Raw genomic sequence first — 14,701 nt, forward strand, 5'->3', positions numbered from 1 at the left:
CCATGGCCAGCGAACTCATCAAACATGTCTCTGACGCCAGCTTTGAAGCCGACGTGCTGCAACCCGGCTCCGCCGTGCTGGTGGACTACTGGGCCGAATGGTGCGGCCCCTGCAAAATGATTGCCCCCATCCTGGACGAAGTGGCAGGCACCTACCAGGGCAAGCTGCAGATCGCCAAGATGAATGTGGACGAAAACCGCGAGATCCCCGCCAAGTTCGGCATTCGCGGCATTCCCACACTGATGCTGTTCAAGGACGGCCAGCTGGCCGCCACCAAGGTCGGCGCCATGAGCAAGGCGCAACTGACCGCCTTCATCGATCAGCAACTGGCCTGATCCGCACCCACAACCCCGCGCCTGCCCATGCACGCGGGGTTGTTTGTTTTCACGACACCACTTGCAGCGCCAGACACAGACCGAATTCGGATCCCGTGAATCTCCCGCTTTTTTTCCTGTCATAATTCCTTCAGATCACCGGCCTGCACGCATTGGCAGCCGGACCGAGATCCCCGGCGAGCCAGACCTGCAAACAGCAGCCCATCTGGCACCAGCCCTCCTCCCCCAAGATTCATACCAGCTCCGCCAAGGAGTCATTCCATGCACTTAAACGAACTCAAGGCACTGCACGTGTCTGAAGTCCTGAAGCAAGCCGAAGAACTCGAAATCGAAAATACCGGCCGCATGCGCAAGCAGGAGCTGATGTTTGCGATCATCAAGAAGCGGGCCAAGACCGGGGAACAAATCATTGCCGACGGCGTGCTGGAAATTTTGCCCGACGGTTTCGGCTTCCTGCGCAGCCCCGACACGAGCTTTACCGCCAGCACGGACGATATCTACATCAGCCCGAGCCAGGTGCGTCGCTTCAATCTGCACACCGGCGACATGATCGAAGGTGAAGTCCGCACACCCAAAGACGGTGAACGTTACTTCGCACTGAACAAGCTCGACTCTGTCAACGGCGGCCCGCCGGAACAGAACAAGCACAAGGTCATGTTCGAGAACCTGACGCCCCTGTTCCCCAAGGAACAGATGAAGCTGGAGCGCGACTTCAAGGGCGAAGAAAACATCACAGGCCGCATCATCGACATCATTGCGCCCATCGGCCGTGGCCAGCGCGCGCTGATCGTCGCCCCGCCCAAGAGCGGCAAGACGGTGATGATGCAGCACATCGCCCACGCCATCACGGCCAACAACCCCGACGTGCACCTGATGGTGCTGCTGGTGGACGAGCGCCCTGAAGAAGTGACCGAAATGCAGCGCACGGTGAAGGGCGAAATCATCGCCTCCACCTTCGACGAGCCCGCCGCACGCCATGTGCACGTGGCCGAGATGGTGATCGAGCGCGCCAAGCGCCTGGTCGAGCTCAAGAAGGACGTGGTCATTCTGCTGGACTCCATCACCCGCCTGGCGCGCGCCTACAACAACGTCGTGCCCTCCAGCGGCAAGGTGCTTTCAGGTGGTGTGGACGCCGCCGCACTGCAGCGCCCCAAGCGCTTCTTCGGTGCCGCGCGCAAGGTCGAAGAAGGTGGCTCGCTCACCATCATCGCCACCGCGTTGGTCGATACCGGCAGCCGCATGGACGAAGTGATCTTTGAAGAGTTCAAGGGCACTGGCAACTGCGAAATCCACCTGAACCGCCGCCTGTACGAAAAGCGCGTGTTCCCCGCCATCGAGCTCAACAAGAGCGGCACGCGCCGCGAAGAGCTGCTGCTGGCGCCCGAGATCCTTCAAAAGACCCGCATCCTGCGCCAGTTCATGTACAACATGGACGAGATCGAGTCGATGGAGCTGATGATCAAGAACATGAAGGCCACCAAGACCAATGTGGACTTCTTTGACATGATGCGAAGAGGAGGGTGACAACCCTCTGAGGCGCTTTCGCGCCTTCCCCCCTTCTCTCGAATTGCTACGCAATTCAGGAAGGGAGACACCGCCAGCGCGGCGGGGCGACCCTTGCGCGGCGGTTCTGGCCAAGGCCTTGCCAGTTTCAGCCGTTACGGGCCGTCGCGAAAATGCCATCAAACCGCCTGTGCAATAATAGAGGGCTTTTTCTGCGGAAAGTACGTTGGATGTTCCACGGCGCAAAGGTTGCTCCGGGTTCAGCGCGGCTCCCGCACTTGACAAGGATTGATCATGAAAGAAGGCATTCACCCCAACTACCGCGAAGTTCTGTTCTCGGACCTGTCCAACGGCTTCAAATTTGTGACCCGTTCGTGCGTGAACACGAAGGAAATGGAAACGTTCGAAGGCAAGGAATACCCGCTGTTCAAGCTGGATACGTCCTCTGAATCGCACCCCTTCTACACCGGTACGCAAAAGTCGGTGGACAACATGGGTGGCCGCGTGGAGCGCTTCCGCAACCGTTTCGGCAAGACCGCAGCGAAGTAATTCGCGCTTGCGTTCCCGCCAAAAAGGCAGCCCGGGCAACCGGGCTGCCTTTTTCCGTTGGTTTTGCCCTTATTCTCGGTGGCTTCGCTTTGCCGCCCTCTGACGCGTGAATCCACCGACCCCCGCCATCGTTACCCAGAACGCTGTCAGCCCCCTGCCACGCTGGGCACTGGTACTGCTGTGTATTGCCTATGTCGTGCCCGGCTTCGTCGGGCGCGACCCGTGGAAAAGTGCGGATGTCACGGCGTTTGGCTACATGCTGGAGCTGGCCCACGGGCACACGCCCTGGCTGAGCCCCCTGCTGGGCGGCATGCCCCCGGAAACCGAAGGACTGCTGCCGTACTGGCTGGGCGCTTGGGCAATTCAGCTAGCGCCCCAGTGGGTTTCTGCCGAGATGGCGGTGCGCCTACCCTTCGCACTCCTGCTGGTCATCACCCTCATTGCCACGTGGTACGCCGTCTACTACCTCGCCCGCAGCCCCGGCGCCCAGCCTGTGGCCTTTGCCTTTGGGGGCGAAGCCAATCCACCCGACTACGCCCGCGCCATTGCCGATGGCGGGTTGCTGGCCCTGATTGCCTGCCTGGGCCTCGCGCAGCTCTCGCATGAGGTCACCAGCTATCTGGTGCAGCTCAGTTGCACGGCGCTGATCTTTTTTGCGGTTGCAGCCATGCCCCACCGCACCGTAGCCCCTGCCGTGGCGCTGGCCACAGGCATGGTGGGGCTCACGCTGGCAGGCGCGCCGGCGCTTGCAGCATTGCTGGGACTGGGCAGCATGGTGGTGGTGGTGTATGCGCCAGGCAGCCAGACAGACCATCGCCTGCGCTGGGCCCTGGCCCTCGGGGCAATCACGTTGGCAGCGGCGCTGATCGCCTGGGGGCTCGATCTCTGGCGCTGGCGAATTGTGGATTCCGGCTCAGGCGGCAAAGAGTGGCAGAGCCTGGCGCGGCTGCTGCTGTGGTTTGGATGGCCCGCCTGGCCCCTGGCCCTGTGGACGCTATGGCGCTGGCGCAAGCAGATCATCAGCCGCCAGGGGCACAGGCACCTGCTGCTCCCGCTGTGGTTCTCGGCAGTCTCCATTGCCGCCACCATCACCACCCAACCTGCAGACAGGGCCCTCCTGCTCGGTCTGCCGGCCCTGGCGGCACTGGCAGCGTTTGCACTGCCCACGCTGCGGCGCAGTGTGGGGGCGCTGATCGACTGGTTCACGCTGCTGTTCTTCACCGTTTCTGCGCTGGCGATCTGGGTGATCTGGATTGCCATGCAAACGGGCGTTCCCGCCAAGCCTGCAGCCAATGTGGCCAAGCTGGCCCCTGGTTTTGTGCCGCAGTTTTCCGCACTGGCGCTTGTCGTGGCCCTGGCGGCCACCGTGGGCTGGTGCAGCCTGGTGTGGTGGCGCGCCGCGCGCAACCGGGCGCCCATCTGGAAGAGCCTGGTGCTGCCAGCCAGCGGCGCTGCGCTGGGCTGGCTGCTGCTGATGACTTTGTGGTTGCCGCTACTGGACTACGCCCGCAGCTATCGCCCCCAGGTTCGCAGTGTGATGGCCGCACTGGGCCCATCCCCGGGCTGCGTGCAGACGGTAGGGTTGAACCGTGCCCAGGTGGCGGCTCTGCAGTACCACGGTGGCCTATCGCTGCAGAGGGCGGGCCTGCAGGACGAGTGCGACTGGCTGGTGGCTGACATCGCCTCCTGGCCTCCGTCCGAGCGCATGGTGAATGTGGCGCGCTGGGAAGCCCGGGCCACCATTCCACGCCCCACTGACAAGAACGATCACCTCCTGGTGTTTCACCGTGCAGGGCCTGCACGCTGATGCCCGAATGATGCCGGAGTAATGTCGGAGCTTTCGACCATCTCGCGCCACGCCATCACGGTGCTGGCTGGGCAACTGGCGGTGATGGCGTTTGGCGTGACAGACACCATCGTCGCCGGGCGCCATGGAGAAGCCTCGCTGGCGGCACTCTCGGTGGGCAGCGCCATCTTCATCAGCGTGTATGTGGCGCTGATTGGCGTGCTGCAGGCGCTGCTTCCGGTGTGGGCCGAGTTGCGCGGCGCCCGGCAGACCGACGGCCTGGGCCGGTCTCTGCGGCAGTCGCTGTACCTGTGCGGCGCGGCCTCACTGGTGGGCATGGCCATCCTGCTGTCCCCCGCCCCCCTGCTGCGCTGGACCGAGGTGCCGCCAGCCCTGCGCACCGAGGTGGAGAGTTACCTGGCCGTGCTGGCCCTGGCACTGCCGCCGGCCCTGCTTTTTCGCATCTACAGCACCTTGAACCAGGCCCTGGGCCGCCCCAAGCTGGTGACCTGGCTGCAGGTGGGCTCGCTGTTCATCAAGCTGCCACTGTCGATCTGGTTCACCTTTGGCGGCGCAGGGCTGCCTGCGCAAGGCGTGGTGGGATGCGCGTGGGCCACCCTGGTGGTCAACGGCAGCATGCTTGCGCTGGCCATCTGGCTGCTGCGCACGCAGGACATCTATGAACCCCTGCGCATCTGGCGCCGTATGGAGCCCCCGCACTGGCCCACCATTGCGGGCTTTGCCCGCCTGGGCATCCCGGCCGGTCTGGCTGTGATGGTGGAGGTGACGTCGTTCACGCTGATGGCGTTGTTCATTGCACGCCAGGGCACCACCGCATCGGCGGCGCACCAGATCGCGGCCAATGTGGCGGCTGTGCTCTACATGGTGCCGCTGTCGCTGGCCATCGCCACCAGCGCCCGCGTCAGCTACTGGCTGGGCGCTGGCGATCCAGCACGGGCGCGCAAGGTGGTTTTTATAGGTTTTAGACTTTCAGCGCTTATTGGTATTGCGCTAGCAGCTATATTATTAATAGCAAAAAATCACATTGGCGGTTTGTACTCCACCAACACCGGCGTGCTGGCCCTGACGGGCGGGGTCTTCGTGTGGGTCGCTGCGTACCACGCAGCCGATGCAGTGCAGACGCTGTGCGTGTTTGTGTTGCGCTGCTACCGCATCACCGTGGCGCCGCTGGTGGTGTATTGCGTGTTGCTGTGGGGTGCGGGCTTGGGGGGCGGCTACCTGCTGGCCTACCGGGGCCTGGGGCCTTGGGCAGCGGAGCCATCGCCCACACCCTTCTGGGCCGCAAGCGCGGTGGCGCTGTGGCTCACTGCCGCGCTGTTCCTGGCCATGCTGTGGCGTGCGGTCAGACCGGCAGCGAAAACCCGCGCAACCGGTTCGCAGGGAAGGTGACCGAGAACACCGAGCCCTTGCCCAGGGTGCTGGCAATGTCCAGCGTGGCACCGTGCCGCTGCAGCACATGCTTGACGATGGCCAGCCCCAGGCCGGTGCCACCGGTCTCGCGGGAGCGGCTGCGGTCCACGCGGTAAAAACGCTCTGTCAAACGCGGAATGTGTTCAGGTGCGATTCCTGGGCCTGTGTCCTGCACCGAGAAAACTGCGCAGCCATCTTCCATGCGGTGCCACGCCACCGTGATCACCCCACCCGCAGGCGTGTAGCGCACCGCATTGCTGATGAGGTTCGACAATGCGCTTTGCAACTCGGTGGGCACGCCTGCAATGTCGCCCTCAGCATGCAACGCGTCCTTCGACGGAAACACCATGACATGCTGGCGCGGCTGGTTTTGCGAGAGCACGGCCGACAGCGCACGCCCCTCCTCCTCGCACCGCTGCATGAGCGCCTGCACGGGCGTCCACTCCGCCATGCCCGGTGGCGGACTGCCCTCCAGGCGCGACAGGGTCAAAAGGTCTTGCACCACACTTTGCATGCGCAGCGCCTGCTGGGCCATCATGCCCAGGTAGCGCGAGCGCTCGTCGGCACTCAGGGGCAAGGTCTGCAGCGTTTCGACAAAACCGGTCAGCACCGTCAGGGGCGTGCGGATCTCATGGGACACGTTCGCCACGAAGTCGCGCCGCATGGCCTCGGCCTGCTCCAGCGCCGTGACATCGCGCGACAGCAGCAGGGTGCGCCCGTCGCCATAGGGGTGCAGATGCACCGAGATGCGCACCGGCCGCGATGGCGTGCTGAAGCGCCCCTCCAGCACCACATCGTGGCTGAAATCCTGGGCGGCATAGTAGGCCGTGAACTCGGGATCGCGCACCAGGTTGCCGATCGACTGCATCACATCGCGCTGGGCGTCAAAGCCGAACTGGCTGGCGGCCATCTGGTTGCACCACTCGATGCGGCCTTGCGCATCCAGCAGCACCACCCCATTGGGCGTGGCCTGCAGCGCGGCCAGGATCTCCTGCAGCCGGTCCTGGCTGTCGCGGATCTGGGTCTCCTGCCTGCGCAAAAGGCGCCGCGCACGGTCTGCCGCCTCACCCCAGATACCGCGCATGGCCGGGACTTCGGACAGGTCACCCGTGCGCAGCCAGCGCAGCACACGCGCGCCACGCAGCAGATCCCAGACAAACCAGGCCCACGCCGCCAGGGCGGCGCCCAGGGCTGCGCCCCAGGGACCACCCTGCCACCATCCCAGCCCGCCACCCGCTATCTGCCAGAGCAGGAAATACGAAATACGCCACAGCATGCGGTCAGCAACGCCTTCTCAGAAAAACAGGGGCGCATCCTGTGCGCCCCATCGACAACATCAGGCCCGCGCCCTCAGCACCTGTTCACACTCTCGCTGGAGATCATGACCAGACTCTCAGCATCTCAGGCCTGCAACTGCACCTGGGGCTGAGCGGTGAGCCGGTAGCCCGCGCCACGCACGGTTTCCACCATCACGGAGGCGGCGCCCAGGGCTTCGCGCAGCCGCTTGACGTGCACATCCACTGTGCGCTCCTCGATGAAAACATGGTCACCCCACACCTTGTCGAGCAACTGCGAGCGGCTGTGCACACGTTCAGCGTGTTTCATGAGGAAATGCAGCAGCTTGAACTCGGTGGGGCCCACCTTGAGCGGCTGCCCCTGGAAGGTCACGCGGTAGGTGCCGGCATCGAGCACCAGCTCGCCAATGGTCACGCTGTCGCTGACCTGCTCGGGAGCACGACGGCGCAACACGGCGCGGATCCGCGCCAGCAGCTCCTGCGTGGAGAACGGCTTGGTGATGTAGTCGTCGGCACCCGCATCGAGCCCGGCGATCTTGTCGGGTTCATCGCCCCGGGCCGTCAACATCAGGATAGGGATCGGCTTGGTGCGGCTGTCCGCACGCCACTTGCGTGCCAGCGACAAGCCGCTTTGCCCCGGCAGCATCCAGTCGAGCAGGATGACATCCGGCAGCACGGCATCCAGCTCGCGCTGGGCCGAGTCACCATCTTCCGCCCAAAAGGGCTGGAATCCGTTGTGGCGTAGATTGACTGCAATCAACTCGGCAATCGCAGGTTCGTCCTCAACGATGAGGACGCGTGGGAGCTTTCTCATAGTTTTGCCAAAGCTCTTTTTTTACAGAACGGCTGACTCGATCTCATCGAGGGCAGTGTGGCGCACATCCTTGCCCTTGACCAGATAGATGATCAACTCAGCCACGTTCTTGGAATGGTCGCCGATGCGCTCAATCGCCTTGGCCAGGAACAGCAGGTCCAGGCTGGGGGAGATGGTGCGCGGGTCTTCCATCATGTAGGTGATGAGCTTGCGCACGAATCCATCGAATTCCTTGTCGATCAGGTCGTCTTCCTTGAGGATGGCCACCGCCGCCTTGACGTCCAGGCGCGCAAAAGCATCCAGCGTCTTGCGCAGCAGGCCCGACGCCAGCTCGGCTGCCGTGCGCAGGTCGCTCGACGGCAGCGAGCGCGGTGCACCACTCTCGATGATGGAGCGCACCATACGGGCCATCTTGTTGGCCTCATCACCCATGCGTTCGAGGTTGGCTGTTGCCTTGGAGAAGGCCAGCAGCAGGCGCAGGTCGCGCGCCGTCGGCTGACGGCGGGCGATGATGGACGACAGCTCCTGGTCGATCTCGACTTCCATCGCATTGATACGGGTTTCCATCGAGGCCACGGTCTCCACGGCCTCCAGGCTGAACTGCGACAGGGCGTATACCGCCTGGCGAATCTGCGATTCCACCAGGCCACCCATCTCCATCACACGGGCGGAGACGCTGTTGAGTTCGCTGTCGAACTGGGACGAAAGGTGTTTATCGGGCATCTGCTGTCTCCTTAGCCGAAACGGCCGGTGATGTAGTCTTCGGTTTCCTTGCGCTCGGGCTTGAAGAAGATCTGCTCCGTGGCACCGAACTCGATCATTTCGCCCAGGTACATGTAGGCCGTGTAGTCGCTGCAGCGGGCAGCCTGCTGCATGTTGTGCGTCACGATGGCAATCGTGTAGTCGTGCTTGAGTTCGTCGATCAGCTCTTCGATCTTGGCAGTGGACAGCGGGTCCAGCGCCGAGGTGGGTTCGTCAAGCAGCAGCACAGAAGGCTTGACCGCCACGCTGCGTGCAATGCACAGGCGCTGCTGCTGTCCGCCGGAGAGCGACAAACCGCTTTGGTGCAGCTTGTCCTTCACCTCGGTCCACAAGGCGGCCTTGGAGAGCGCCCATTCCACGCGGTCGTCCATCTCGCTTTTGCTCAGGCTTTCGTAGAGCTTCACACCGAAGGCGATGTTGTCGTAGATGGACATGGGAAACGGCGTGGGTTTCTGGAACACCATGCCGATGCGGGCGCGCAGCAGGTTGATGTCCTGCTTGGGGTCCAGGATGTCCTGGCCGTAGAAGTTGATGGTGCCTTCGGCACGCTGGCCCGGGTACAGGCTGTACATGCGATTCAAAGTCCGCAGCAGGGTGGACTTGCCACAGCCCGAGGGGCCAATGAAAGCAGTCACCTTGTGCTCGGCAATGTTGAGGCTGACGTTGCGCAGCCCCTGAAACTTGCCATAGAAGAAGCTGAGGTTGCGAAGTTCCAGCGCATTCTTGCTGGGGGTGACGGTAGCGGTGGCGTTCATTGTCAAATCCTGAAAATGGAGGCTGTCTGGGTGGTGTCTGCGTAATGGGCCGACAGGTCAGGCTCTGCTCTTCTCGCGCAGGAAAACCCGCGCCACGATGTTGAGGATCAGCACCGACAACGTGATGAGCAAAGCCCCACCCCAGGCCAGGCGCACCCAGTTTTCGTAAGGGCTCAGGGCAAACTGGAAGATCACCACCGGCAGGTTGGCCATGGGGGCATTCATGTTGGTGCTGAAGAACTGGTTGTTGAGCGCCGTGAACAACAGCGGCGCAGTCTCGCCACTGATGCGGGCCACAGCCAGCAGCAAGCCCGTCATCACCCCACTGCGCGCAGCACGCAGGGTGACCATGGTGGACACTTTCCAGCGTGGTGCACCCAGTGCAAAAGCAGCCTCGCGCAGACTGCCGGGCACCAGGCGCAGCATGTTCTCGGTGGTACGGACCACCACCGGTACGGCGATCAGCGACAAGGCCAGGCTACCGGCCCAACCTGAGAAGTTGCCGACCGTAGCCACGGCAATGGCATAGACGAACAGGCCCAACACGATGGAGGGCGCGGACAACATGATGTCGGTCACAAAGCGGGTGAGTTCGGCCGTCTTGCTCTGGTCGCCGTATTCCGCCAGGTAGACGCCAGCCAGTACACCAATTGGTGTGGATACCAGCACGGTAAAACCCACCATCATGAGGCTACCGACGATGGCATTGGCCAGCCCGCCGCCTTCCGATCCGGGTGCCGGCGTGGACTGGGTGAACATGTTCCAGTCCAGCGCAGCAAAGCCGTTGGACAGCAGCACGCTCAGGATCCAGAGCAGCACGAACAGACCCAGCACCATCGCCCCCAGGGAAAGGGTTAGCCCGATGGCGTTGGAGCGCTGGCGCTTTTTGTAGAGTTGTTGGTTGAATTCCATGGAGCTTGTCTCAAAAGAGGTTCATGGTCAGGGCGTGAGGACTCAAAGGCCCTTGGCCTTTTCAGCACGCAGCATCAGGATCTTGGCGGCCGAAAGCACCACGAAGGTGATCACGAACAGCAGGAAACCCAGCGCGAACAACGTGGAAAGATGGAAGTCAGCCGCCTCGCCGAACTCGTTGGCCAGCGTAGAGGCAATCGAGGTTCCCGGCGAAAAGAGGGATGTCGGCATGCGGTTGGCGTTGCCGATCACAAAGGTCACAGCCATGGTCTCCCCCAGAGCGCGGCCCAGGCCCAGCATGATTCCGCCTATAACGCCCTTCTGGGTGTAAGGCAGCACCACGCGGCGCACCACTTCCCAGGTCGTGCAGCCCAGGCCATAGGCAGACTCGCGCAGGATGGGCGGAACAATCTCGAACACATCGCGCATCACCGCCGCCACAAACGGCAGCACCATGAACGCGAGCACGATACCGGCCGCCAGGATGCCAAAGCCGTTGGTGCTGCCGCCAAACAGAAAGCCCACCAGCGGCATGGAGCCCAGCAGCTTTTGCACCGGCATCTGGAAGTAATCGGCAAACAGCGGGGCAAAGACGAACAAACCGAACATGCCGTAGATGATCGAGGGAACGGCCGCCAACAGCTCCACTGCGGTGCCCAGGGGGCGCCTCAGCCAGACCGGGCAGGTTTCCGTCAGAAAAAGGGCAATGCCAAAAGCCAGAGGCACCGCAATCAGCAGCGCAATGCCAGCACTGGCCAGGGTGCCGACGATGGCAATCGCAGCACCGAACTCTTCATTGATGATGTCCCATTCCACGCGCCAGATGAACTGGACACCGAACTTATGGAACGTCGGCCAAGCGTAGATGAACAGAGAGACGATGATCCCCAGCAGCGCCGCCAGCACCAGCAGCGAAAGACTTTGGGTCAACCGATGAAAAAAGATGTCCTGAAGACGCTGCCGCCTGGCAATCGATACCATCGACTCCGTAGGGGCGTCCGTCTTTTTGGCGGACCCGGGTTGCGAACTCATGGTGGTTCCCACGCTCATGTTGACTCCCATCTGGCTTCTGGAGATCCCCACAAACCAGCACCCATCGGCCAGCCAAGGCGGCCGATGGGGGGTATTCTGGGGCAGACTGACTTACTTCTTGATCTGCGACCAGACTTTGGAACGGATCTCGGCGGTCAGGCTGTCAGGCAGCGGCACATAGTCCAGCTCCGTGGCCATGCCTTTGCCATTCTTGAACGCCCAATCAAAGAACTTCAGAACTTCAGCCGACTGCGCCTTGTCCGCAGGGTCCTTGTACATCAGGATGAACGATGCGGTGCTGACAGGCCAGCTTTCTGCACCCTTGGCATTGACCATCGAGATGCCCATGCCAGGAACGCTGAACCAATCAGCGCTGGCTGCGGCTGCGGCAAAGGTCTTGTCATCAGGGCTTACGTACTTGCCGTCAGCGTTTTGGAGCTGCAGGAAGTTCATGTTGTTCTTCTTGACGTAGGCGTATTCCACATAACCTACAGCGCCCTTCACGCGGGTCACGTTGGCGGCCACGCCTTCATTGCCCTTGCCACCCACCGACGACGCAGCAGGCCACTTCACGGCAGCGCCCTTGCCCACGGAGTCTGCCCATTCCTTGCTGACAGCAGACAGGTAGTCGGTCCAGTTGAACGTGGTGCCCGAACCATCAGCGCGGTGAACCACGGTGATGTTTTGGTCCGGCAAGGTCTTGCCCGGGTTCAGTGCGGCCAGCTTCGCGTCATTCCACTTGGCGATCTTGCCCAGGAAGATTTCTGCCAGCACAGGGCCAGTCACGCGCAGTTCGCCGGGCTTGAAGCCTTCGAGGTTCACCACCGGCACCGTGCCACCAATGATTGCAGGGAACTGCACCATGCCGTCCTTCTCCAGATCAGCACCGGAAACTGGCGCATCGGATGCACCAAAGGCCACGGTCTTGGCACGAATCTGGCGGATGCCGCCGGAAGAGCCGATGGACTGATAGTTCAGCCCCGTGCCCGTTTCCTTTTTGTAGGCTTCAGCCCATTTGGCGTACATGGGGAACGGGAAGGTTGCGCCAGCGCCGGTGATGTCCGCCGCAAAAGCACTGCCTACAGCCATGGAGGCCAGTGCTACAGCGACGGTTTTGAGAAATGTGCGTTTCATTATTCAGTACCTTTTGGCTAGGGTTGACAGGAACAGGCTGAACTCTAGGGCTCCAAGATGACAATTCAGTGACACACCCCTCCCCCATCCCAGCAACTGCAACACAGGCATTCCACCCCCGTCCAACACCAGTAACGTCGTCATTGATTTGTCATACAAGCCGCAGACACTGGCGAAGATCACAGTCTCACGACCAGCCCTCCCGCCGTCCTGGTGGCGATGCGCTTTGCGCGGGCGCACCCAACGCTCGCGGTACCATGCCGAACGAAGCTCCAATCAGAAAAACATGCAGAACGGCACACGCCTCGCCGCAGTCGACCTCGGCTCCAACAGTTTTCGCCTCGAAATCGGGCGTTATGAGTTCGGTCATATCCAGAGGGTGGAATACCTCAAGGAGACCGTGCGCCAGGGCAATGGCCTGGACGAAGACCGCAATCTGACCCGAGACGCCATGGAGCGCGGCTGGGCCTGCCTGGCGCGATTTGGAGAGCGCTTGGCTGGATTTCCGCGCTCGCAGGTTCGCGCCGTGGCCACCCAGACCCTGCGCGAAGCACGCAACCGGGAAGAGTTTCTGTCACGCGGGAGCGAAGTGCTTGGCTATCCCATCGACGTCGTCTCCGGCCCCGAAGAAGCGAGGCTGATCTACCAGGGCGTCGCCCGCCTGCTCCCGCAGTCCGACGAGCGCCGCCTGGTGGTGGACATCGGGGGGCGGTCCACCGAACTCATTTTGGGCCAGCAATTCACGCCCCACGCCGTGGCCTCGTACCGCGTGGGCAGCGTAGCGTGGTCGCAGCGCTACTTTGCCAATGGCGAGTTCACCACGCAGGCGTTCCTTGCTGCCGAAATTGCAGCCAAGGCCGTGCTGGACGAAGCGCTGGAAACCTTCCAGCCAGATGCCTGGGAGGTGGCCTACGGATCATCCGGCACAGCTGGCGCCGTTGGCGACGTGCTTGCAGCTGCGGGCGGCCCCCAAGGCGTCATCACCCGCGAGGGCCTCAACTGGCTGCAGGAACGCCTGCTGCGCGCCCAATCTGCGGATCGCATCCGCCTGGAAGGCCTCAAGGAAGAACGGCGCGCCGTCATTGGCGGAGGGATCAGCGTACTGCGCGCCGTGTTTGATCTGCTGGACATCGAGCAGATGCAGGTGGCCCAGGGCGCCTTGCGCCAAGGCGCACTCTACGATCTACTGGACCGCGAACAACCCGGAACCGATCTGCGCACCGCCACCGTGAACGGCCTGATGCAGCGGTTTGGCGTGGACATGGAGCACGCGGAACGAGTTGCGCGCACGGCCTGTACGCTGTTTGACCAGGCTACGCCTTTTGGAAGTGAGCGAGCATCGCGCAAGCTCGACTGGGCGGCCCGGCTTCACGAAATTGGTTGCCTGATATCCCATAGCGATTCCCACCGCCATGGCGCCTACATCCTCGACAACACCGACGCAGCCGGATTTGCAGTCCCTGAACTGCACCGCTTGGGCATCTTGGTTCAAGGTCAGCGCGGCAAGGTCCGCAAGCTGGAAGCGGACCTGCAAGACCCCGTCTTCGTGCTTCAACTGCTGAGCATGCGGCTGGCTGTGGCACTGTGCCACGCCCGCCGCGACCCCGACACCCAGGGCTTGTCACTGCAGACTCAAGGCCACCGTTTCATTCTGAAAGCCCGCGCTGGCTGGGCTACGGCGTTTCCACAATCTGCACACCTGCTGCGCGAAGAAATCCAGGCATGGCAGAAGACCCCTTGGGAACTGGTGGTTGACCTTCCCTGAGCATTGGCAATAAACTATATAAACTGTTTATACCGTTTATTGAAAGCGTTTTTTTGCCATGACCACTTCAAGCCCCGCCCTGCCCGCAGCCCCCTCGCCCAGCCCCGCCCCCACCACAGTGGCAAAGTCGGTCAAGCCGGCTGCGGCGGCCACCAAGGCTCCCGCCAAAACGGCTGCGGTCGCCAAGCAGCCCCAAAAAGCAGTCACAAAGCCTGCCTTGGCTTCCAAGAAAAAGGCGTCCACCGCCACGCAAGTGCCACCGAAATTGACCAAGGCCCCCGCCGCGCCAGCCGCCGCCCGGGATACCAAGGCCAAGAAGCCCAAGCTGGTGCGCGACAGTTTCACTATTCCCAAAGATGAATACGCAGTCATAGAAACCCTGAAGCAGCGCTCGGCTGCTCTCGCCCAGCCCGTGAAGAAAAGCGAGCTGTTGCGCGCGGGCTTGAAGGTCCTGGCCGCCATGTCTGACGCCGCCCTGCGCAGCGCGGTACAGGCAGTACCTTCCATCAAGACAGGTCGCCCCAAGGCGGAAGCCGCGCCTGCGGTTCCGGCGCCCGCCACCAAAACGTCGACCAAAGCCTCGCGCAAGTAGCCCCAGCTGTACCGAGGCATCCCCTCGGCACAACAG

14 protein-coding genes are annotated in these 14,701 nt (G+C 62.5%); 7 read left to right on the forward strand and 7 right to left on the reverse strand.

Annotated elements, in window-relative coordinates; translation table 11 throughout:
- Nucleotides 1-2 precede the first annotated feature (2 nt).
- The 5 genes from trxA (at nucleotide 3) to ACODS0_RS20640 (ending at nucleotide 5,583) form a co-directional block, all read left to right on the forward strand.
- Nucleotides 3-335: a thioredoxin TrxA gene (gene trxA, locus ACODS0_RS20620; protein WP_008906761.1), complete on the forward strand. Its 333-nt coding sequence runs from the start codon at nucleotides 3-5 to the stop codon at nucleotides 333-335.
- 261 nt (nucleotides 336-596) lie between these two features.
- Nucleotides 597-1,859: a transcription termination factor Rho gene (gene rho / locus ACODS0_RS20625; RefSeq protein ID WP_055398205.1), complete on the forward strand. Its 1,263-nt coding sequence runs from the start codon at nucleotides 597-599 to the stop codon at nucleotides 1,857-1,859.
- Between the two features lie 273 nt (nucleotides 1,860-2,132).
- Nucleotides 2,133-2,387, forward strand: a complete 255-nt coding sequence (locus tag ACODS0_RS20630) for a type B 50S ribosomal protein L31 (protein ID WP_008906759.1) — start codon at nucleotides 2,133-2,135, stop codon at nucleotides 2,385-2,387.
- A gap of 106 nt (nucleotides 2,388-2,493) precedes the next feature.
- Complete coding sequence (locus tag ACODS0_RS20635) at nucleotides 2,494-4,194, forward strand: hypothetical protein (protein WP_055398206.1); 1,701 nt, start codon at nucleotides 2,494-2,496, stop codon at nucleotides 4,192-4,194.
- 21 nt (nucleotides 4,195-4,215) lie between these two features.
- A complete protein-coding gene (locus ACODS0_RS20640; protein WP_488836867.1) occupies nucleotides 4,216-5,583 on the forward strand; it encodes an MATE family efflux transporter in 1,368 nt (455 codons plus the stop codon).
- On the opposite strand, the gene phoR is transcribed toward ACODS0_RS20640, so the two are convergent.
- The 7 genes from phoR to pstS form a co-directional block, all read right to left on the reverse strand.
- Nucleotides 5,537-6,880 carry a phosphate regulon sensor histidine kinase PhoR gene (gene phoR, locus ACODS0_RS20645; RefSeq protein WP_055398208.1) on the reverse strand — a complete coding sequence of 448 codons (1,344 nt, stop codon included), beginning with the start codon at nucleotides 6,878-6,880 and terminating at the stop codon, nucleotides 5,537-5,539. The two genes, ACODS0_RS20640 and phoR, sit on opposite strands and share 47 nt — an antisense overlap.
- 125 nt (nucleotides 6,881-7,005) lie before the next feature.
- The gene (gene phoB / locus ACODS0_RS20650) at nucleotides 7,006-7,713 is read right to left on the reverse strand and encodes a phosphate regulon transcriptional regulator PhoB (RefSeq protein ID WP_029412769.1); all 708 of its coding nucleotides are present in this window, start codon (nucleotides 7,711-7,713) and stop codon (nucleotides 7,006-7,008) included.
- Between the two features lie 21 nt (nucleotides 7,714-7,734).
- A complete protein-coding gene (gene phoU / locus ACODS0_RS20655; RefSeq protein WP_055398209.1) occupies nucleotides 7,735-8,436 on the reverse strand; it encodes a phosphate signaling complex protein PhoU in 702 nt (233 codons plus the stop codon).
- Nucleotides 8,437-8,447: 11 nt separating this feature from the next.
- Nucleotides 8,448-9,230: a phosphate ABC transporter ATP-binding protein PstB gene (gene pstB / locus ACODS0_RS20660; RefSeq protein WP_055398210.1), complete on the reverse strand. Its 783-nt coding sequence runs from the start codon at nucleotides 9,228-9,230 to the stop codon at nucleotides 8,448-8,450.
- A gap of 57 nt (nucleotides 9,231-9,287) precedes the next feature.
- Nucleotides 9,288-10,142: a phosphate ABC transporter permease PstA gene (gene pstA / locus ACODS0_RS20665; protein ID WP_055398211.1), complete on the reverse strand. Its 855-nt coding sequence runs from the start codon at nucleotides 10,140-10,142 to the stop codon at nucleotides 9,288-9,290.
- Between the two features lie 42 nt (nucleotides 10,143-10,184).
- Nucleotides 10,185-11,174, reverse strand: a complete 990-nt coding sequence (gene pstC / locus ACODS0_RS20670) for a phosphate ABC transporter permease subunit PstC (protein WP_228897760.1) — start codon at nucleotides 11,172-11,174, stop codon at nucleotides 10,185-10,187.
- A 111-nt stretch (nucleotides 11,175-11,285) separates the two neighbouring features.
- Entirely contained in the window at nucleotides 11,286-12,308 is a 1,023-nt protein-coding gene (gene pstS / locus ACODS0_RS20675) for a phosphate ABC transporter substrate-binding protein PstS (RefSeq protein ID WP_121420530.1), read from the reverse strand.
- Between the two features lie 286 nt (nucleotides 12,309-12,594).
- Between pstS and ACODS0_RS20680 the strand changes: the two genes are divergently transcribed.
- Together ACODS0_RS20680 and ACODS0_RS20685 are read left to right on the forward strand one after the other, a co-directional pair.
- Nucleotides 12,595-14,073: a Ppx/GppA phosphatase family protein gene (locus tag ACODS0_RS20680; RefSeq protein ID WP_228897759.1), complete on the forward strand. Its 1,479-nt coding sequence runs from the start codon at nucleotides 12,595-12,597 to the stop codon at nucleotides 14,071-14,073.
- A 58-nt stretch (nucleotides 14,074-14,131) separates the two neighbouring features.
- Nucleotides 14,132-14,665 (forward strand): hypothetical protein, encoded by a 534-nt coding sequence (locus ACODS0_RS20685; RefSeq protein WP_488836872.1) that lies wholly within the window; start codon nucleotides 14,132-14,134, stop codon nucleotides 14,663-14,665.
- The last annotated feature ends 36 nt before the right edge of the window (nucleotides 14,666-14,701 follow it).

Source organism: Acidovorax sp. FG60 (genome assembly GCF_057808995.1).